Annotated in this window: 20 protein-coding genes, 1 tRNA gene and 2 pseudogenes; 9 read left to right on the top strand and 14 right to left on the bottom strand. The window is 65.1% G+C overall.

The features are described 5' to 3' along the window. The 3 genes and pseudogenes from NO876_RS13985 to NO876_RS13995 all read left to right on the top strand — a co-directional run. Nucleotides 1-1,891 (top strand): annotated as a pseudogene (locus NO876_RS13985) (hypothetical protein); the annotation flags it as partial. Between the two features lie 3 nt (nucleotides 1,892-1,894). Further along, on the top strand, nucleotides 1,895-2,212 hold the full coding sequence (locus tag NO876_RS13990) for a hypothetical protein (protein WP_256422284.1): 318 nt from the start codon (nucleotides 1,895-1,897) through the stop codon (nucleotides 2,210-2,212). A 1-nt stretch (nucleotide 2,213) separates the two neighbouring features. Next, nucleotides 2,214-2,465, top strand: a complete 252-nt coding sequence (locus tag NO876_RS13995; protein WP_256422285.1) for a hypothetical protein — start codon at nucleotides 2,214-2,216, stop codon at nucleotides 2,463-2,465. Between the two features lie 311 nt (nucleotides 2,466-2,776). Here the strand turns inward: NO876_RS13995 and NO876_RS14000 are convergent, their stop codons facing one another. The 5 genes from NO876_RS14000 to NO876_RS14020 form a co-directional block, all read right to left on the bottom strand. Beyond that, nucleotides 2,777-4,930 carry a DUF7845 domain-containing protein gene (locus tag NO876_RS14000; protein WP_256422286.1) on the bottom strand — a complete coding sequence of 718 codons (2,154 nt, stop codon included), beginning with the start codon at nucleotides 4,928-4,930 and terminating at the stop codon, nucleotides 2,777-2,779. Continuing rightward, complete coding sequence (locus NO876_RS14005; protein WP_256422287.1) at nucleotides 4,927-5,547, bottom strand: DUF488 family protein, N3 subclade; 621 nt, start codon at nucleotides 5,545-5,547, stop codon at nucleotides 4,927-4,929. Before NO876_RS14005 ends, NO876_RS14000 begins: the two co-directional genes overlap by 4 nt. Continuing rightward, nucleotides 5,544-6,065, bottom strand: coding sequence for a PD-(D/E)XK family putative nuclease (locus NO876_RS14010; protein ID WP_256422288.1), 522 nt, complete (start codon nucleotides 6,063-6,065; stop codon nucleotides 5,544-5,546). The genes NO876_RS14005 and NO876_RS14010 overlap by 4 nt, the downstream gene beginning before the upstream one ends. 231 nt (nucleotides 6,066-6,296) lie before the next feature. Continuing rightward, nucleotides 6,297-6,563: a DUF7563 family protein gene (locus tag NO876_RS14015; protein WP_390278808.1), complete on the bottom strand. Its 267-nt coding sequence runs from the start codon at nucleotides 6,561-6,563 to the stop codon at nucleotides 6,297-6,299. A gap of 177 nt (nucleotides 6,564-6,740) precedes the next feature. Then, nucleotides 6,741-6,815 (bottom strand) — tRNA-Arg (locus NO876_RS14020). Between the two features lie 273 nt (nucleotides 6,816-7,088). Between NO876_RS14020 and NO876_RS14025 the strand changes: the two genes are divergently transcribed. Beyond that, nucleotides 7,089-7,355, top strand: a complete 267-nt coding sequence (locus NO876_RS14025; protein WP_256422290.1) for an AbrB/MazE/SpoVT family DNA-binding domain-containing protein — start codon at nucleotides 7,089-7,091, stop codon at nucleotides 7,353-7,355. 3 nt (nucleotides 7,356-7,358) lie between these two features. Continuing rightward, nucleotides 7,359-7,712: a type II toxin-antitoxin system PemK/MazF family toxin gene (locus NO876_RS14030; protein ID WP_256422291.1), complete on the top strand. Its 354-nt coding sequence runs from the start codon at nucleotides 7,359-7,361 to the stop codon at nucleotides 7,710-7,712. A gap of 83 nt (nucleotides 7,713-7,795) precedes the next feature. Here NO876_RS14030 and NO876_RS14035 read toward each other — a convergent pair. The 5 genes and pseudogenes from NO876_RS14035 to NO876_RS14055 all read right to left on the bottom strand — a co-directional run bounded on the left by NO876_RS14035 (nucleotide 7,796) and on the right by NO876_RS14055 (nucleotide 10,343). After that, nucleotides 7,796-8,081, bottom strand: a pseudogene (locus NO876_RS14035) (type II toxin-antitoxin system RelE family toxin). Beyond that, nucleotides 8,074-8,358: a ribbon-helix-helix domain-containing protein gene (locus NO876_RS14040; protein ID WP_256422293.1), complete on the bottom strand. Its 285-nt coding sequence runs from the start codon at nucleotides 8,356-8,358 to the stop codon at nucleotides 8,074-8,076. Before NO876_RS14040 ends, NO876_RS14035 begins: the two are co-directional and overlap by 8 nt. A gap of 267 nt (nucleotides 8,359-8,625) precedes the next feature. Beyond that, nucleotides 8,626-8,928, bottom strand: coding sequence for a chorismate mutase (locus tag NO876_RS14045; protein ID WP_256422294.1), 303 nt, complete (start codon nucleotides 8,926-8,928; stop codon nucleotides 8,626-8,628). Continuing rightward, nucleotides 8,925-9,779, bottom strand: coding sequence for a shikimate kinase (locus tag NO876_RS14050; RefSeq protein WP_256422295.1), 855 nt, complete (start codon nucleotides 9,777-9,779; stop codon nucleotides 8,925-8,927). The genes NO876_RS14045 and NO876_RS14050 overlap by 4 nt, the downstream gene beginning before the upstream one ends. A gap of 63 nt (nucleotides 9,780-9,842) precedes the next feature. Next, nucleotides 9,843-10,343 carry a MaoC/PaaZ C-terminal domain-containing protein gene (locus tag NO876_RS14055; RefSeq protein WP_256422296.1) on the bottom strand — a complete coding sequence of 167 codons (501 nt, stop codon included), beginning with the start codon at nucleotides 10,341-10,343 and terminating at the stop codon, nucleotides 9,843-9,845. Between the two features lie 138 nt (nucleotides 10,344-10,481). Between NO876_RS14055 and NO876_RS14060 the strand changes: the two genes are divergently transcribed. Beyond that, complete coding sequence (locus tag NO876_RS14060; protein WP_345780765.1) at nucleotides 10,482-11,021, top strand: DUF5796 family protein; 540 nt, start codon at nucleotides 10,482-10,484, stop codon at nucleotides 11,019-11,021. Next, nucleotides 11,021-11,251, top strand: a complete 231-nt coding sequence (locus NO876_RS14065) for a DUF7508 domain-containing protein (RefSeq protein ID WP_256422297.1) — start codon at nucleotides 11,021-11,023, stop codon at nucleotides 11,249-11,251. The genes NO876_RS14060 and NO876_RS14065 overlap by 1 nt, the downstream gene beginning before the upstream one ends. A 45-nt stretch (nucleotides 11,252-11,296) precedes the next feature. Here the strand turns inward: NO876_RS14065 and NO876_RS14070 are convergent, their stop codons facing one another. Together NO876_RS14070 and NO876_RS14075 are read right to left on the bottom strand one after the other, a co-directional pair. Then, nucleotides 11,297-12,460, bottom strand: a complete 1,164-nt coding sequence (locus NO876_RS14070; RefSeq protein WP_256422298.1) for a DR2241 family protein — start codon at nucleotides 12,458-12,460, stop codon at nucleotides 11,297-11,299. 1 nt (nucleotide 12,461) lies between these two features. After that, nucleotides 12,462-13,355, bottom strand: coding sequence for a CbiX/SirB N-terminal domain-containing protein (locus NO876_RS14075; protein ID WP_256422299.1), 894 nt, complete (start codon nucleotides 13,353-13,355; stop codon nucleotides 12,462-12,464). A gap of 184 nt (nucleotides 13,356-13,539) precedes the next feature. On the opposite strand from NO876_RS14075, the gene NO876_RS14080 reads away from it, so the two are divergent. After that, the gene (locus tag NO876_RS14080; protein WP_256422300.1) at nucleotides 13,540-14,061 is read left to right on the top strand and encodes a DUF7523 family protein; all 522 of its coding nucleotides are present in this window, start codon (nucleotides 13,540-13,542) and stop codon (nucleotides 14,059-14,061) included. A gap of 68 nt (nucleotides 14,062-14,129) precedes the next feature. On the opposite strand, the gene NO876_RS14085 is transcribed toward NO876_RS14080, so the two are convergent. After that, nucleotides 14,130-15,107 (bottom strand): L-lactate dehydrogenase, encoded by a 978-nt coding sequence (locus tag NO876_RS14085; protein ID WP_256422301.1) that lies wholly within the window; start codon nucleotides 15,105-15,107, stop codon nucleotides 14,130-14,132. A gap of 208 nt (nucleotides 15,108-15,315) precedes the next feature. Between NO876_RS14085 and cysS the strand changes: the two genes are divergently transcribed. After that, nucleotides 15,316-16,803, top strand: a complete 1,488-nt coding sequence (gene cysS / locus NO876_RS14090) for a cysteine--tRNA ligase (RefSeq protein WP_256422302.1) — start codon at nucleotides 15,316-15,318, stop codon at nucleotides 16,801-16,803. Between the two features lie 30 nt (nucleotides 16,804-16,833). Here the strand turns inward: cysS and NO876_RS14095 are convergent, their stop codons facing one another. Further along, entirely contained in the window at nucleotides 16,834-17,121 is a 288-nt protein-coding gene (locus tag NO876_RS14095) for a DUF357 domain-containing protein (RefSeq protein WP_256422303.1), read from the bottom strand. Nucleotides 17,122-17,169 lie beyond the last annotated feature (48 nt).

A 17,169-nucleotide genomic window follows, 5' to 3' on the forward strand; every position in this document is an offset into this window, starting at 1 on the left:
CGGACAACTCGGAGACGGAGAGACTGCTACGCTGTCGTTCGCTCCGAGTTCGCTCGACTCGGGATCGAACGCTGTCAGTCTCGGGATGGCATCCGTCTCCTCGGATGCTCCGGCGATGATCGCGGACTACTCGATCGAGGTCGAGGAGGTCGACGGGGCTCTCGATCCGAGTGTCGACATCGATGAGGACGGGACTTCCGAAGTGTCTCACTCGGGACTGCTCACGAGCGGGCAAACGGAGTCCGCGACGATCGACCCGACCCTCTCCGACGACTCGTGGTCCGTCTCGGGATCGGGGAGTCCCGTGACGGTCTCCGCGGATATCACGGAAGCGACGGTTACGAGCGATCCGGCTGTCGAACTTAACGGAGAGAGCGTCTCTCACTCGGGGACTCTCACTGACGGGGAGACGACGTCGCTCTCGATCCCCTCGTCGGCGCTCCAGGATGGGGCGAACCGAGTGAACGTCTCGGTCGGCGACGGTACGCTCTCCGACGATGCTCCTCCCGCGAGCGTCGGCCTCGAGCTCTCCCACGAGGCGACCGACGAGCAAACCGTTGACTACTCCGCGGAAGCGTGGAGCGAACGCTACAACATCTCGCACACGTTCGGCGACGCGACGGAGAACCCGAGGCTCTCGATTCCCTTCGACGGCGAGGTCGTCGATATCGGCGCGGTGGAGGTCCGTCGGAACGGTGGCTCGTGGGAGCCCGCGGGCAACTGGATTCACGACAACACGACGCTGACCGTCGAGCTCGATTCGGTCGAGAGCTCCGACACGGTGGAGGTCCGGGCAGTCGGTCGGAAGGTCCGCACGCCGCACGGAGAGATCCAGGTGACGGATCCGACCGTCGCGGGCGACTCGCTCGACTCGAAGATCGAGATCGTTGATCGATCGGAGGGCTTCGAGATCGACGTCTCCGGTTCGGATCGGATCCACCATACGACCGAAGAGTCCTGGTCGGGCGGATCGTTCGCCGTCGTCGAGAGCGGCGGCGGACAAGCGCTCCAGCTCCCGGACGCGTCGGTCGGCTCAACGGCGCGCGTGCGGACGGCTCCGCTTAACGTCGTGCCGGAGTCGGGAGCCTCGGAGGTCGTGATCGAGGACGTCGACGAGCCGCGGTTCCGGATCCGCGAGGGGAACACGAGCGGCGCGTCGACGGTCGACGTGACGTACTACGACACGCTCACCGGCGAGCGCTATGTTCTGTGGTCCGAGACTCAGGATCGAGAGATCGACGCCGATCGTGCCGAGAGCCCCGTCGAGTTCACGACTGACGGGAACAACGAGGCGTATACGATCCGACAGATAGACGCCTCGGGGGCCGGGATCCAGGGCCGCGCTCCGATCGAGCGTGACGTCGGCGCGCCACTCGTCCTGGTCGTGCCGGTCGTCGGGATCTCCGTCGCGGGGCTCTTCTACGTCGGTCGGCGCTTCGGTGGCGCTCGCGGGATCCGCGGGAACGCGGTCCTCCTAGTCGGCTCGACGGTCGTCGCGATCGCGGCGGTGGAGTTGGTCGCTCCGGGAACGCTCGCGTCGATGTTCGATACGCTGGTGTTCGCGCTCGGAGACTCCGTCGCCGGGGGGCTCGGAGCGGCGATCGCGGCGGCGGCCGTGTTCGTCGGACTGTGGCAACTCCAGGAGCGGACGCGCGCCGATATCCCGTGGTGGGTGCTCGGTCCGGCGATGGGGATCTCCGCCGTCGCCGCTCTCGAGGCGATCCGTCCGGGCTCGGTGCTCGGGGCGCTCGAGGTCGTTCTCTCGGAGTACGGCGGGCTCGTGGTTCTCTCGGGAATCGCGCTCCTCGGGTATTACCTCTACCAGCGTCGGAAAGCGGCGACGACGCCAGACACTCAGGTGACGCTGGATCTCGGAAACAGCGAGGACTGAGCTATGTCCGCGATCATCGAGGTCCTTCGGATGATCGGGCTCAAGGGGAGCGCTGTCGCGGCGGCCTCGTGCATCCTGATCGCGTTCTATCTGCTCCGGGCCAAGCGGATCGGCTCGCAAGCGGCGGCGATGAGCGCGGCCGTAGTCGCGTACGTAGTCGCGTCGTTGACCGTGCTCGCGGTCGCGATCGCGCTCGGATGGGCGGATCCAAACCCGGGCGTCGCGTTCGACCACGTACGCGAGGGCGTCTCGGTCGCGATCGAGCGCGGGACCGAACCCGCGCGGAGGGCGTTCCGGTGGGTCGTTGAGGCGGTGAGCTAAGATGATAGAGAAAGCAAAGACGGCGATCCTCGCGGTGTTCTTAGGCGTCCCTCTCGTCTTTCACATACTGTTCCGATCGTGCGGGCGGTGGGCGTACGGCTGTCGTCGATCGCTCCTCGGGTGGATCCTCGTCGAGATCGGCGGTCCGTGGGGCGAGCTCGTCCGGTCGACGGAGTACCTGTTTACTGGCGTCATTGTGGTCCTCTTCGTGATCGCTCTCCTCGGATCCACTCGCGATCGGCTTCCGTTCTAACCGACGTCGTTCTCACGAAATTTTTGCGCGCGGCGAGGCGCGCCGAGTAGGCGCGCCGACCTCCGTTTCGGCTGTTTCATCTGGAGTCTGAGCGAAGCGAAGACTCCGGTAATCTGGTTGGGTGATCCCTTGATCACACTCCTAACCGAGAAGTGGGGTACCCCCGCGAAAGCGCGACGGCCGGCGCTCGCGATCGCCGTCGACGACGTCGGTAAAAGAGTCAAGAATCAGAAAGGTACGGTCGCAGACGCGGAAAGAATCACCGGAGAATCGACCGAGAAGTAGTGTTGCCACTCACGAGTCGCCGCCGACTACCCGTACGCAGCCGTCAGCGAGTACGTGCGTGGCAGCAGTTCCTTCAGATCGCGCCAGTCGAACTCGACGCGATCGCCCTCGACGAGTTCAATCGAGACCTCGAACTCTCTCGCGAACTCGCCCATATCCGAGCCGGTCACCTGAGCCCACTTCCCAGCGCCGGCGCGGATGAGACGCTTCGCATCGCGCCGGTCGCTGGGCTTCCAGCCGAATTCCAGGTGATCGCGATCCGCACTCCCCGCGTTCTCCTCGATCTCGTCGACGTAGTGATCCAGCCACCGACTCCATGGATTCGACTCGTCGCCGTAGGTCTCGGCGCGCACGATCTTGTCAGCAGCCTCCTCCAGTGTGTTCTCTAAAGCACTGCGAGCCGACCCGAGCCGCTTTACGACTCCCTTCGCGATATGCTTCGAGGCAAGTTCTACGTGACCGTACTCGCGGTAGACGAGCGAGCCGAGCCGCTTCAGCGACTTGTAGGCCGTCGAGATGTGACAGCCGATCCGCTCGGCTAACTCCGCAGGCGAGATCTCGCCGCCGTCGGTCAGCAGCTCGTCGACCAGGTCGACGTCGGTCTCGGTGAGGTTTCCCGCGACGGCGAACCGTCGGATTTCCTCGTCTTGCTCCTGCTCAATCCGCGGCAGTGGGTCGTCGATCACCTTCCGGAACCGACGCGAGCCCGTGACCTCGAAGTAGTCATCCGCGACGAACAGTTGATGATCTGGAGTGACCGGGAGGTCCGACCACTGGAGCAGGTTCAATAGTCCCTCGTCGAGTTCGCGATCGAGGCGATCGAGGTCGTCCCAGCGAAGCGTCTCGTCGTAGAGGCCGTGCTGGAACGACACTCCGATCTTCGGGTTCTCCAGGTTCGTACCCTCGACAGCATCGGGGTTCCGCATATGGTAGTGCTTGAATTCTTTCGGGAGCTGGTGACCGCCGACGACCTCGGCGGCGCGCATCGCCCCGATCGTCGCCGTGTGGTAGTACCCTTCGCACTCGCGATCGTCTCGAACGGTCTTCGCGTAGCCGCGGCGCTCTCGTCCGAGCAGCGTCGCGATCCGGTGGAGCGTCCCGTCGAACGCGTAGACCCGACCGCTCTCGCCCTTCTTTACCCGAACGTAGTACTCCGCGTCGATGATGTTCGTGGACTCGTGAATCTGCTCGGAGTCACACGCTTCGACGTCGATCGACGTGTAGGAGTTCCAGTCGAACTCGCGCTGTCGATCGCGGAGGACGTCGAGCGCGGCGGGGAACAGATCCCCGTACTCCTCGAACTCGAAGTAACTTCCCTTCACGTCGACATCGATTCCGAGGAGGTCGTAGGGATTCGAGATCGTCTCTCCGCTCTCGGATTCGATGTCCGGCCAGCGCGGTGAGATCCCGAAGTACGCCCGCTTTCGGTTCTCCTGCTTCGCGTCTTCGTAGGACTCGTAGCCGGTGGGATAGACGTAGACCGAGAACTCCAGGGGATCGTCGAGCCGCCAGTCCCACCGACCGAGGTCAGTATCCTCCTCGGGGGCGCGGATCCCACAGGGCTTGTAGCCGAACTCGACATTCCACTCAGAGCCACCGAACTCCAGACCGGCACGGAGACGGCCGTACTCCTCGAAGTCGTGCATCTTATAGAGCGTGACGAGGCCGAAGTAGGTACTCAGCGCGTCGTCGTACTTGAGGTAGGCGCTGAACTCGTGGGGCTGTCCTTCGATAAACGGCCGGATGGACGAGCCGGTCTTCGCGCCGTCACCGCCTCGCATCGCGTGGGCGCGGTGGTTCCGAACCTCCCGCTTGTACGCCTCACACGAGTAGATGTGGCTCTCTCGGTCGTCGCGCCGCGTGAGTTCCTCCCCGCAGTACCGACAGACTGAGATGGGTTCCTTCGGACAGTCGTCGTGGGCTTTCGCGTCGGCGACGTCTTCGAAGCCGACCCGACACCACGGACAACTCGCGTCGAAACGAGTGTAGTGTTCGTCGTGATCACGGTCGGCCTCGACCGGATCCGTCTCGATCTCGGAGCCATCGGACCGTGCTTCCGAACGGAGCTGATCGGCTTCGGACTGTTCGATCTCCGAAGAGACCGAGTCCTCGTCGTCGTCGGTGACCGGGTCGGCGTCTTCGAGAGCATCGAGGAACTCGTCGCCGAAGGGATCGCTCACTCGCGATCACCTCCCGATCCGCGTGGATCGTGACCGAGTTGATCGACGAGCGTTCCCAGACCGAGACCGCAGTTCGAGCAGACGAGGGTGTGCGGAGTGGGTCCGGCGATCAGTTCGTGCTCGCCGGGCTCGCACGCGATCTCGTCGACACGGTGTCCCGGGTAGTCGCTCTCCTTCGGCGGGAGCGAGACGTCAGTCGAGAACGTCCGCTGGGCTTCCTCTTGGAGCCGCTCGCGTAGGAGGCGTCGGTGGCACCACTGTTCGGACGCTTCCCAGCAGACGAGCCACACGGCGCGCTGAGAGGCCTCCTGTTCGACCGCTTCTAGGACCTGCTGGGTCGTTCCCTTATCGAGATACTCGTGAAAGCGGTCCTCGAATCCGACGCTGTTCCAGGCGATCCGCCGAGGGTTCTCCTCGTCGGCCTCGTCGGCGGCCTCCTCGACGGTCTTGTACGGGTCGAGGAGACGCTCCGGCGGTGCGAGGGCCGGCACGTGGCGATCGATGAGGTCCTCGGTCCACTCGGGCGGATCACGACGGACGACCGCGAGGACCTTCGAATCCGGAGCGGGCTCGACGTCGCCGTTCGCGAGCGCCGAGAAGTACGTCGTCCGGATCACCGCTCCTCACCTCCGAGGCTATCGAAGATCCGGCTCCAGGAGAGCCGGGCGAGCGTTCCCTCGTCGCGGTCGATCGAGTACCACGAGCCTTCGAGGAGTTCGTCGACGATCGAGGCGGGGACCACGGCGACCGCGAGCAGTTCCCGATCTCCGTCGACGTCGTCGTAGACCGACAGCGCGTAGTAGGCGTTCGCGTCGAGCAGCGCCGCGTGCTGTCCGTCGTCGCACCCCTTGAAGAGCCACCGTCCGCGGATCGTTTGACCGCCGCCGTTCGACGTGCGACGCTTCGCGCTCTTGGTCTCGATCTCGATCCCGGCCTCGACGAGCGGAACGCCGAACCGGATCGGGACGTCGCCGGCGACGGTGTCCGGAGCGAGGACGTCAGTCGTGACGGCATCGTAGAACGCGTGGGATTCGTCAGCGATCCGAACCGGACCGAGCGCATCGACCACGAGGAATTCGACGTCGACGCCGATCTCTTTCGCCCGAGCCCGACGGGGAGAGACGTCGGAACTCATCGACGCTCACCGCCCGGGATCCGGACTTTCGGCTGTGACGGCAGGCCCTGTTTCGGGCTGTACATCCGGCGAGAGGGATGTTTCGGCCGGCACTGGAGACAGACGACGATCGCGTAGACTTCACCGAGGAGACGCACCCGGGCCTTCCCCGGGCGGGTGATCCGCTGACCGCAGTCGTAACACTGCGTCAACGTGGGTCACCCCCTTCGGGAAGGCCGATCCCGTTGGGAGTCACCCGTCATCACCTCCTACGATGAGGCGCTCAGTAGCGCGCACACGAGGACCGTGGTTCCGACCCTGCTGGTCCTCGGGGTCGGGGTAGCGGACGTCCTGACCAGCGCCGGAGCCCTTCTGGAGCCGGGCGCGGCTGTCGCAAGCGAGACAGCGGTGGATCCGACCGTCCTCGTCGCCGAAGGTCCTCGCGAAGTCCCGGCTCACGTGGGAGCCGCAGTGGCGACACTGGGAGGGGTTCTCCGAGGAGCTCCTCGAGAGATCCATCATCGGCTACCACCCCGAGTTTGCGAAACCGACCGCCCGACTGCTCGGACCCGCGTATCGTGACGGGATTGGCTCCGCTGAGAGCGCCACTCTCGAATCTCTGGAACGGGTGAAACTGCGGAAAAGAACGCCCCTACGGACGGATTCCGATTAGGAACGATTCGGGTTGTTAAGCCATGGGCGCTGCAGGATTTGAACCCGCGACAACTTGGTCCGAAGCCAAGCACTCTGTCCAAACTGAGCTAAGCGCCCTCACTGTGGGATACCGGCGTGGGTTAATTTAAACCCACGGATTCGGTCTCGAACCTCTACTGGGTGTTGCTTCGATGAGACCTGCCCATCTAACTGATGGCACGGACGCGGTCGGTGACTTCCTATCGATTTTCATACTGTTCGACCTTGTTCAGGTAACTGAAATCCAGTATACGGCCGAAATTACACTCACACAGTGTCGATAGTAGTTCTCTTATCTCACCTCTGCATCCGGCCGAAAGGGATTTGGATATGAATAAGATATGAATATGTATGACTGGGGGTCAAGAGCGGAAAGTCGGCGAACGGGGGCAGGTCACCCTCCCGAAAGAACTGCGAGAAGAACTGAATATCCACGGTGGTGACGTAGTACTTGTTCACGAAGAAGACGGGAAAATTACCATCGAAAAACCCGTAGGTCGAGAGGAACTCGCCGAAGGGTACCGGCGACGCGCGGCAGAGGCCAAAGCGCTCTCAGCGGAGATGGGTGGCGTGTCTCGCGAAGCAGACGAGCACCTCGGCGATGCCCCTGAGTGGTAGCTGATGGACGTTCGCCGCGGTGACATCGTTATCGTAGAACTTGACCCAACAGAAGGCTCCGAACAGCGAGGAACCCGACCGTGTCTGGTCGTCCAGAACGACGTCGGGAATGAGAACGCCCCCACAACTATCGTCGTTCCGTTCACGACGTCCCGAGGAGACAAACCGTACCCGTTCGAGGTACTCGTCACGGCTGCGGAGTCTCCGCTTAGAGAGGATTCGGTTGCCCTCTGTAGTCAGATTCGCACGGTTTCAATCGAGCATCGGATTAAGGACAATATCGGCACCGTCGCGGATGCCCGTCTGGCAGAAGTTGATGCAGCGCTCGAATACAGTCTCGGTCTAAAGGAACTTTAGCGAGACTCTCGTTGCTCAACTTGTTCAGGTCACAAACTGATGTTATAGATTCTGCGTATCTTGCCGCTATCTGACGAGAACAGTCAATCGTCGTCGGCGGTGTAGGCACCACCGGGACGTTTGATTCGAGCGACTATCACCCGCTGTTCGTTCCGTCGGAACGTCACGGACAACCGGAACTCGCCGACACGCACCTTCTTGTGCGGACTGTTCTGTAGCGGTTCGCCGTAATCCGGTGGGTCTCGCCACGGTGAATCGACGATTTCGTCGAGTTTGTCCAGAATCCGGTCTTGTTCGTCTTGAGCGAGCGCAGCGAGGTCGTCCTGCGCCTTCGATCCGAGTTCCCACGTCCCAGTCGTCGTCACTCATCGCCGTCCGTGCCGAATCGCTCGCGGGCGTCGTCCGCACTCATAGTTCGTCCCTCGCGGATGTCTTCCTCCGCTTTGAGGAGCGCCACGAGTTCGTCGCGGTCGAACGTCGGGAACTCGGTCGAGTCCCGAAGCGTGTATCGAATGAACTCGCTCCGACTGTTGAAACCGCGTCCCTGCCACGTGTCGTCTATCTCGTCAAGGAACGACTGCGTAACTTTGAAATTCACCGTGACGATTTCGTCGTCCCCGTCGTTTCCCGTGACCGCTTCAGACATACGTGCGTGTTACTATCGTATTATCAAATCAGTTTCGCCGGGGTGGGGAGAACTCCTTACGAGGGGCAGCGAATGAGAGACGGATCTGCGAGTTAAGTGTGATTCCCGGATACGGGCTCGTCTGGAAACGTAGGTGCGATCACACCCGCAGGAAAATCGGCTGGGTTCACAGGTCGGAACGAGCCGATGTTCAAAAGTAACGATTACGAGATTCACCCACTGGGAACGGTTAACGGAAGACTGGGGCAGTAGAATAGGTGCGGTATGCTATCGAGATTCACGCTGCTCCACCTTGTTCAACTCGATAAGGAGTCGAAACACGGCTTTCACGAGGTTCGAGTCCACGTCGAACTGTTCGGCGTTTCGCCCCGCGCGCTCCATCACGCGATCTTCTTGTCCCTCGTCGGTCGTCGGCAGATCTTTTTCGGCTTTCACCTGTGCGACCGAGTCGGCGACGTAGGTCCGTCGTGCGATCAGTTCGACGATCTCTCGATCGATATCTTCGATCTCCTCGCGTAGTTCGTCCAGCGACGGGTCTTCTTCGGATGCGGTGTATTCGTTTCGAGTCATTGTATTCGAGCTCCGTCGTTCCGGGTGGTCGTTCGCCACGTTCGTCCGCTGCGTTCGTCCCACAGTTCCTGGACGCGATCGAGTCCCGTCTCGTCGCCGACGGCGACGACACTCGGTCCAGTCCCTGAAAGCGACACCCCGGCCACGTGCGGCATCGCCTCGACGGCTGGCTGGGGTGAGAAGCCGAGCGCCGCCGAGAACGCCAGCCCGTTCACGGTCATCGCCACGGCGTACCGGCCCTCCAGGGCGAGATCGGCGACCAGTTCGGCCATCGGGGCGACGTTCGCACACCGCTCGACGTCGGCATCGGCGCTGTAGGCGCGTTCGTCGGGGGTCCAGACGAGGACGTCCCAGGTCACCTCGTCGCGGGCGAGCACCTCGTCGGCGTCGTTGTCGGTGACCGTGACCCCACCGAGCATCGACGCGGAGGCGTCGTCGAACGCGCCGGTTGCGGTGACGCCGACGTCGCGGGCCGCCCGAACCCCGAGCCGACACGCTTCGAGCCGGTCCGGATCGACTCCGAGTGCGTCCGCAGTGGCGAGAACCGCCGCGTTCGCGGCGGCGCTCGAACTCTTCAACCCCGCGGCCATCGGGACGTCGCTCTCGGTTCGTACCGATCCTCCCGACGGCGCGTCGTCGCCGCCGTAGGTCTCGACCGCGAGTTCGACGCAGCGCTCGATGAGACGGGTATCGGCGTCGACTTCCTCGGCGATTTCGCCCGTTATCGTCCCGGAATCGTCGAGTTCGACGCTGGCGGTCGTCTCGGCGTCGATAGCGAAGGCCGACCCGGTCCCCGTCGAGAGGGCGTTCAGCACCGTCCCCGCCCCCAACGCGACTGCGTGGCCGTGCATATCTGTATGCTATCGACCGACGTAAAAGGAGTAGCGATTGACACGCGATGTCTGACGGCGACGTCACTCCTCCGATGTCGCTGCCGAGCCTCCCCGTTGGATCATCCCCAGTACGCGCCAGGTGACGGCGGCATCGCCCTCGGGGGTCTGTCCGGTGACGTCTACATCGACGTACCCTCGACGGGGGTCGGACTCAGACGGTCGCTTGTCCACGACTTCCACTGCAACGGTGAGCGTATCACCCGGTTTCACGGGGCGATGCCACCGCAGGTCGTCGACGCCGCGGCCGCCCAAGAAGGCGACGCGTCCGAAGAACGCCTCCGTGGCGAGGCGGTTGCAGACGCAGTAGCTGTGGAGTCCGCTCGCGACGAGGCCGTCGAACGGCGACGCGTCGTCGACGTCGTCGTCGAGGTGGAACGGTTGGGGGTCGTAGTCGGCGGCGAAGTCGACGATACCCTCGCGGGAGAACGTGACCGTCCGCTCGGCCTCGAATCGGTCGCCGACAGCGAGATCCTCGTACATCAGGCGGTCGGTATCGGGCGTCTCGGTGCCGTTACTTGTCACGACCAACCGATCGCGACCCGCGGACAAAACGGCTGCGCCTCGCGCGTCTGGAGCTGTCGCCGTCGAAAGCCCAGGGCTCCGCAGCCTCTCGATCCCGCCATCGCGTCCCTTTTGAGCGGGCCGTCCGAACGGAACGGTATGAGCGCGCGCAACGACGTCCCACCGAGCACCGTCGGCGTCGAACTCCTCGATCACGGCGTCGAGGTGGAGTACACCGACGGCCGGACGACGCTGTACCGGGGCGTTCCGGAGCCCGTTACCGACACGCTCACCACGCCCCCGAAGAAGGAGACACACGTCCTCGTCACCGACCCCACCGAGACCGAGGGCGTGATGCTGTACGTCAACGACCTCAAGACCCACGACGACATCCTCGAAGCGACCGGCGTCGGCCGTGTCGTCCTCGAAGACGGCGAAGCAGAGGAGATTTTCCCGGGGGTCACCGTCCGCCGCCCCGGTGGGATGCGCACCGAGGTCGAGGCCGACCCCGAGATCGCTCGCGGTCGCGTGTTCGTCTTCGTCGAAGACGACTGGAGCGAGCAGTCCTACGAGTTCGTGGTCGGAGACCGCGCGACCAGTGACGTGACCGACACAGACGACGCCGAACACGCGGTCGACACCGACGACGACCAGCGCAGCGGCGACACCGAACGCACCGAGGGCGCCCAAGAGTCCTAATGGCACTGAGAAAGCGCTGGAAACCGCTGACCCGCGGGACGGTCGGGTCCGCCCCCGACGCGTACGCGCTGATCGAGTTCGGCGACGGTGACGGCACCGTCCTCCGGGCGACTGCGGGCCTGTTGCCGGAGGAACTCCGCGAGGAGATCGCCTACGGCGAGGCCGAACAGGTCCGCTGGAAACGGGCGCAGTCGGCCGAACACGCCGAGCGGCTGCTCGACGAGCGGTAAGCGTTCAGGGCCGCCCGATTGGTGGACCGACCGCGACGTGCCGACTCAGTGGTCGTCGCCGTGGTCCCCGTGGTGGCCGTCCATCCCGTCTTCGTCGGGTTTCGTCGGCGTCCCCGACAGGTTCCCGTCCTCGTCGAAGCGCTTCGCGCGGAGGAACCGCGCCCGGTAGCGGTTCGCGCCCTCGTAGACGTCGGCCTCGCGGATATCTTCGGTGCGGCCGTCGGCGACGGCGTCGACGATGGCCTCGACCTGTTCCTTCTCCGACGGCGTGAGGTCGAACTCGTAGGTGTGCGTCTCCTCCTCCTCTAACTTCGTCCACTTGCGGGCGGCGGCGACGACGAGCGAACAGGGCTCCCTGCAGGGGAACGCACCCGCGCCCCCGTCGGCTTCGAGTCCGTGCCCGCCGTCGTACTCCCACTCCCGGCGCTTGAGGCACTGGGAGTCGACGCAGCAGGCCTCGGCGACCCACTCGACCGCGTCGGGATCGAGGTCCTCGATGACGTCGTAGATCCCCGTCTGCCGCTCGGCGGTCTCCCGCCAGTGAGTCACGTCGAGGTCGCCCTCGCGTTCGAGGTTCCAGTTGGCGACGGAAGCCGGATAGAAGACGTCGAGCGTCTCGACGGCGTCGCGGCCGTCGAGGTCCGGAAAGACCCACCCCGACACGAGCGACGGCGCGGTCTTCAGGGGTCGGTACCGTCCGCGATGGTCGTACGTCGCGATCTCCCGAGCGTCGAGCGGGTCGCCGTGGGCGTCCAGTTCTCCGATCTCGACTCCGGTATCGTCGGCGTGACGGATCTCGTACCGGCGGCGACCGGCCGATGCGAGCGTCGCGGTCACGACGATCTCGCCCCACTCGGTCTCCATCCCGGATTCGAGCGCGTCGTAGCGCTCCGGGACGGCGTGTTCGTGGGCGGCCTCGGCGTGGCGGAGGAACGCCCGACGGTGCCGACCGCGGTGGCCGACGACCTCCTGCCAGTAGTACCAGTTGGTGACGTACGGCGCGACGTCGCCCTCGCTCGCGACCCCACGCAGTTCTGCTTCCGAGAGGTCTCCGGTGCGCGTCTCCGGGGTTTCGACCGCGAACGTCTCGCCGTCGTCGCTCGCGGTCGCGCGGAGGCCGTCGAACTCGATCGGTTCGGGGTTCGTTCGCAGGCGGTCACAGAAGGCGTCGAGCTGCTCGTCGCGCACGTCGAGCGGTGTGGATCCCACGTCAGTCACCCGCCGCCGGCGTCTCGCCGTCAACGTCGGTCTCGCGGGTCTGTTCTCGCACGGCTGCGATGGCGGAGTCGATGTCCGCGCCGGCGTCGGCGGCGCGTTCCAGCACCACGTCGGCCATCAGCCCCTCCGTCCCGACGGCCCCGGCGTACCAGATGCGGTGGCCGTCGACCTCGGCGGGGATATCGTAGCCGGTCCGGTAGTCGTCGGTCAGGCCCATGTCCTCCGGGATGTCCTCCTGAGTGTGGAAACCGTCGGCGACGAAGAGCGGCACGACGACGACGTCCTCGCTCTCGAAGTAGTCGGTGACGTCGTCGACCTCCGGTTCCTCGTCCATGTAGAGCGCCTGTACCTCCTCGAACCGCCCCGTCTCGCGAATCCGGTCGGCGTGGTACTCGATGGCCTTCGCGGAGTTCTCGTTTCGCTCGGTGCCGTGGCCGACGACCGCGAGCCCGAATCCCTCGCCGACGTCGGGGTCGCCGGTTACCGTCTCGGCCCGGCGGACGATGACGTCGGTCATGGCCTCGTGCGTCCCCACCGGCCCGCAGTAGTGGATCGTCTGGCCGGTGTCCTCGGCGGTGAACGTCGCCGTGTCCGCGCTCAGTCCGTCGGAGCCCCAGGCGGAGACGTCCCACCCCGAGAGCCGGAGCTCTCGCGGGATGACCTGCTCGGTGAAGTACCCCTCGCTGATGAACAGCGGGACGACGTAGACCTCGTCGGACTCGACGGTCCGGAGGACCTCTCTCAAGGATGGTTCCTCCTTCCAGAACCCCGTCTTCACCTCGTCGAACGCGCCCGTCGCGCGGATCGTGTCCGCGTGGGCGTGCGTCGGTGCCGACGAGTCGGGGTTGAGGTGCGACCCGTGTGCCACGATGACCAGCGCTTGCATATGTGACTCAGAGGACGGAACGCCCTTATGGACTTCGGGTTCCGCGAACGAATTTTCGCGATTCGATAGCCAAATTTTCACGATCGGCTTCGGCTCGCGGACGCATCGGATCCGCCGGATCCGCTGCTGTGTCCGATGCATCCCGACCCGCGGATTTTTCTCCCCGAGGTTCGTGTCGGGGCGTATGTCACTCGCCGCCGAGACGCGGACCGCGGTTCGGGCCCGCCCGTGGCTCCTGCGTGCGCTCCGAGCGGGCGTCGTGAACTACACGGCCGCCGCCGAGTCGCTCGACGTAGAGGGCGACACGGACTCGATCGCGACGGCGCTCCGTCGGTTCGCCGAGGACCTCTCGCCCACGGACTCCGTCGAACGCGACGTCACCGTGCGGATGAGAAGCGGCGTCGGTCTCGCGGGCGTCGACGTCGAAGATGATAGGTCGGAAGCGACGTCGAACGACACCGAAACGCTGCTCTCGGTCGGCGACGCCGCGATCGTCACCACGGACGGCAGTCTGACTGCCGTCGTCGTGGCGGGCGAGGTGGACTCGGCTGCGCTCGCGGCCGTCGTCGAACGCCTGGCCGCCGAAAACGTCGTCGTTGACGCCGCCGGAGTCTCGGGCGACGAACTCGTGGTGGTGGTCCCGCGGCGCGACGGTGCGAACGCGCTCCGGCTCGTCGAGTCGGCGCTGGAGTCGGTTCCGGGCTGAGCGGCTGCGCGGGCGGTCGACGGCGGACCCGGTCGGAGTTTCAATCGCCCGCGCCGGTGGTCGGAGTTTCAGTCGCCCGCGAGTGCGTCGAGATCCAGGCGATCGAGCGATTCGCGGATCACTGCCGCGGACTCCTCCAGTTCGGTCTGCTCCGCATCCGAGAGGTCGAATTCGAGGACGTCGCGCACGCCGCCGCGGTTGACAGTACAGGGAAGGCTGAGGTAGACGTCCTCGATCCCGTGTTGACCGTCAGCGAGCGTCGAGACGGTGAGGATCGAGTTGTCGTCGCCGAGGATCCGTTCGGCAGTCGCCGTCACAGAGCGGGCGACGCCGTAGTTCGTCCGTTCCTTGCGCTCGATGATCTCGTAGGCGGCGTTGCGGACGTCGTCACCGATGCGGTCTCTGAGGGCGTCGACGTCCGCGACGCCGCGGTGCGCGCAGTACTGCTCGAACGGGACGCCGCCGAGGTTCGCCGACTCCCAGACGAGCACTTCGCTGTCGCCGTGCTCGCCGATCACGTACGCGTGGACGTTCGCCGGATCGAGGTCGAACTCCCGGCTCAGGGCGTGGCGGAAGCGTGCGGTGTCGAGGACGGTGCCCGACCCGATCACTCGATCGGCCGGGAGGTCCGACACCGCCCAGGTTACGTGCGCGAGGACGTCGACCGGATTGGTGACGACGAGAACCACGGCATCGTCGTTCAACCCCGCGGTGATCTCCGGGACCATATCGGCGAATATCCCGGCATTGCGCTCCATCAGTTCCAGTCTGGTCTCGCCTGAGTTCTGGCTGGCTCCAGCGGTGATGACCACGAGGTCCGCGTCCCAGCAGTCCTCGTAGTCGCCCGTCCGAACGCGGACCGAGGAGGTGAAGTACGCGCCGTGGTCGAGGTCCATCGCCTCTCCCGCCGCGCGCTCGTCGTCGATGTCGACTAGGATGATCTCGCCGACCACGCCGCTGTCCATCAGGGTGAAGGCGGTGCTCGAACCGACTGCACCCGCGCCACCGACGATCGCGACCGTCCCTTTTCCGCGTTCAGCACTCATATCTAGATGTTGTTTCAACACCGAGTAAAGAGTTCTCCCCGTCGTCGAATCGTGGGAACCTGGACGGTCACCGATCTCGGAGTCCGACTCTAATAGCGTTTGCAAGTCTGTGCCCCCGCGATCGCACGACGGCGTGCGATCGGGTGACTCCCGGACGCCACCGGCCGTTCCGACGGGTTGAAAAACGCGACCGGAGAAGGTGACGGTGATGACGCTGTCCGTGACCAACACCCTGACGGGCGAACGCGAGGAGTTCGAGCCGCGGAACGACGACGAAGTCCTGCTGTACGTCTGCGGGCTCACGGTCTCGGACGACGCTCACCTCGGTCACGCGCGCCTGTGGGCGCAGGCGGACGTGATGCACCGCTGGCTGTCTCACGAGGGGTACGACGTGCGCCACGTCGAGAACTTCACCGACGTCAACGAGAAGATCGTCGCCCGGATCGGCGAGGACGACCTCGGCGAGAGCGAAGAGGCGGTCGCCGAGCACTTCACCTCGCAGGTGATCCGAGATATGCGCGGCCTCAACCTGAAGCGCGCCGAGGTCTATCCCCGCGTCTCCGAGCACGTCCCGGAAATCATCGACCTCGTCGAGACCCTCGTCGACCGGGGCTACGCCTACGAGTCGAACGGCTCGGTGTACTTCGACGTCACCGCCTTCGAGGACTACGGAAAGCTCTCGAACCAACGGCTCGACGAGATCGAGTCCCAGGGCGTCGACGAGGAGCGCTCGGAGAAGCACCACCCCGCGGACTTCGCGCTCTGGAAGGCCGGCGCGGTCGACCCCGACGACATCGCCGAACACCGCCACGCGGACCTCCCCGAAATCGACGACGCCTGCGGGCAGACCTGGGCGTCGCCGTGGGGCGAGGGACGACCCGGCTGGCACGTCGAGTGCTCGGCGATGTCGATGACGCACCTCGACGACACCATCGACATCCACGTCGGCGGCCGCGACCTCGTGTTCCCGCACCACGAGAACGAGATCGCTCAGAGCGAGGCCGCCACGGGCCAGCAGTTCGCCCGCTACTGGCTCCACGTCGGCCTCCTGCAGACCGCCGGCGACAAGATGTCTTCCAGCCTCGGGAACTTCCTCACCGTCGCGGACGCCCTGGAGGAGTACGGCGTCGACGTCGTCCGTACCTTCTACTGCTCGACCGCCTACCGCAGCGAGCAGACGTTCGGCGAGGACGAGATGCGCGAGGCCGAAGAGCGCTGGGAGCGACTCGAACGCGCCTACGAGGCCGCCGTCGAGGCCTGTGACAGCACCGACGCGTACGCGAAAGTCGAAGACGAGGCGTTCCGGGAGTCGCTCACGGAGACGCGCGAGGCGTTCACAGCGGCGATGAACGAGGACTTCAACGTCCGCGAGGCGATGGCGGCGCTGCTCGAACTCGCGACGGCGGTGAACCGCCACGTCGACGAGGGAGAACAATACGACTTCTGGGCGCTCCGGGAGGCCGTCGAGGCGTTCGAGGAACTCGGTGGCGACGTCTTCGGCCTGTCCTTCGGCCACGCCGGGAGCGACGGGACGGTCACGCTCGCCGAGGAGCTCGTCGAACTCGTCTTGGATATCAGAGCGGCCGAGCGCGAGGCCGGCAACTACGAGCGCGCGGACGAACTCCGCGACGACCTCGCCGCCCTCGGCGTCGAGGTCCAGGACAGCGACGACGGCCCGTCGTTCCGCTTCGAGTAGGCCTCGCGGCTTTTTCTGTGGGGAGATCCCTCACTCGGTCGTGAACAGGTGCGTCTCGTCGGGGATGTCGAACAGTCCCAAGCGGACGCCGGCGTCGAGCCACCCGTAGCCGTAGGAGAAGGCCGCGAGCGCGTTCACGGGGTCGTCGCTCTCGCGGAAGTGCCGGCCGTCCTCCAGATACGACAGCGCCATCTCCCGAATTTCCTCGGCCGCCCCGCCAAGCGGCGTCGACGGCGGGACGGCGACTTCGGCCGCCGCGAGCGCGTCGGCGAACATCCCCTCGTAGCGGTCGGTCTTCTCGATCAGATCCGCGGGCATGCGTCCGAGTCGTTGCTCCGGCGGTAAGAAGACCACCGACTGCGATAC

Source organism: Halobellus rarus, from assembly GCF_024494595.1.
Classification (GTDB): domain Archaea; phylum Halobacteriota; class Halobacteria; order Halobacteriales; family Haloferacaceae; genus Haloquadratum; species Haloquadratum rarum.

Bases quoted from the DNA above. Each gene is read 5' to 3' on its own strand.
- NO876_RS13990 (WP_256422284.1), top strand. From the start codon at position 1,895: ATGTCCGCGATCATCGAGGTCCTTCGGATGATCGGGCTCAAGGGGAGC.
- NO876_RS13995 (WP_256422285.1), top strand. From the start codon at position 2,214: ATGATAGAGAAAGCAAAGACGGCGATCCTCGCGGTGTTCTTAGGCGTC.
- NO876_RS14010 (WP_256422288.1), bottom strand. From the start codon at position 6,065: ATGAGTTCCGACGTCTCTCCCCGTCGGGCTCGGGCGAAAGAGATCGGC.
- NO876_RS14015 (WP_390278808.1), bottom strand. From the start codon at position 6,563: ATGGATCTCTCGAGGAGCTCCTCGGAGAACCCCTCCCAGTGTCGCCAC.
- NO876_RS14025 (WP_256422290.1), top strand. From the start codon at position 7,089: ATGACTGGGGGTCAAGAGCGGAAAGTCGGCGAACGGGGGCAGGTCACC.
- NO876_RS14030 (WP_256422291.1), top strand. From the start codon at position 7,359: ATGGACGTTCGCCGCGGTGACATCGTTATCGTAGAACTTGACCCAACA.
- NO876_RS14040 (WP_256422293.1), bottom strand. From the start codon at position 8,358: ATGTCTGAAGCGGTCACGGGAAACGACGGGGACGACGAAATCGTCACG.
- NO876_RS14045 (WP_256422294.1), bottom strand. From the start codon at position 8,928: ATGACTCGAAACGAATACACCGCATCCGAAGAAGACCCGTCGCTGGAC.
- NO876_RS14050 (WP_256422295.1), bottom strand. From the start codon at position 9,779: ATGCACGGCCACGCAGTCGCGTTGGGGGCGGGGACGGTGCTGAACGCC.
- NO876_RS14060 (WP_345780765.1), top strand. From the start codon at position 10,482: ATGAGCGCGCGCAACGACGTCCCACCGAGCACCGTCGGCGTCGAACTC.
- NO876_RS14065 (WP_256422297.1), top strand. From the start codon at position 11,021: ATGGCACTGAGAAAGCGCTGGAAACCGCTGACCCGCGGGACGGTCGGG.
- NO876_RS14075 (WP_256422299.1), bottom strand. From the start codon at position 13,355: ATGCAAGCGCTGGTCATCGTGGCACACGGGTCGCACCTCAACCCCGAC.
- NO876_RS14080 (WP_256422300.1), top strand. From the start codon at position 13,540: ATGTCACTCGCCGCCGAGACGCGGACCGCGGTTCGGGCCCGCCCGTGG.
- NO876_RS14085 (WP_256422301.1), bottom strand. From the start codon at position 15,107: ATGAGTGCTGAACGCGGAAAAGGGACGGTCGCGATCGTCGGTGGCGCG.
- cysS (WP_256422302.1), top strand. From the start codon at position 15,316: ATGACGCTGTCCGTGACCAACACCCTGACGGGCGAACGCGAGGAGTTC.
- NO876_RS14095 (WP_256422303.1), bottom strand. From the start codon at position 17,121: ATGCCCGCGGATCTGATCGAGAAGACCGACCGCTACGAGGGGATGTTC.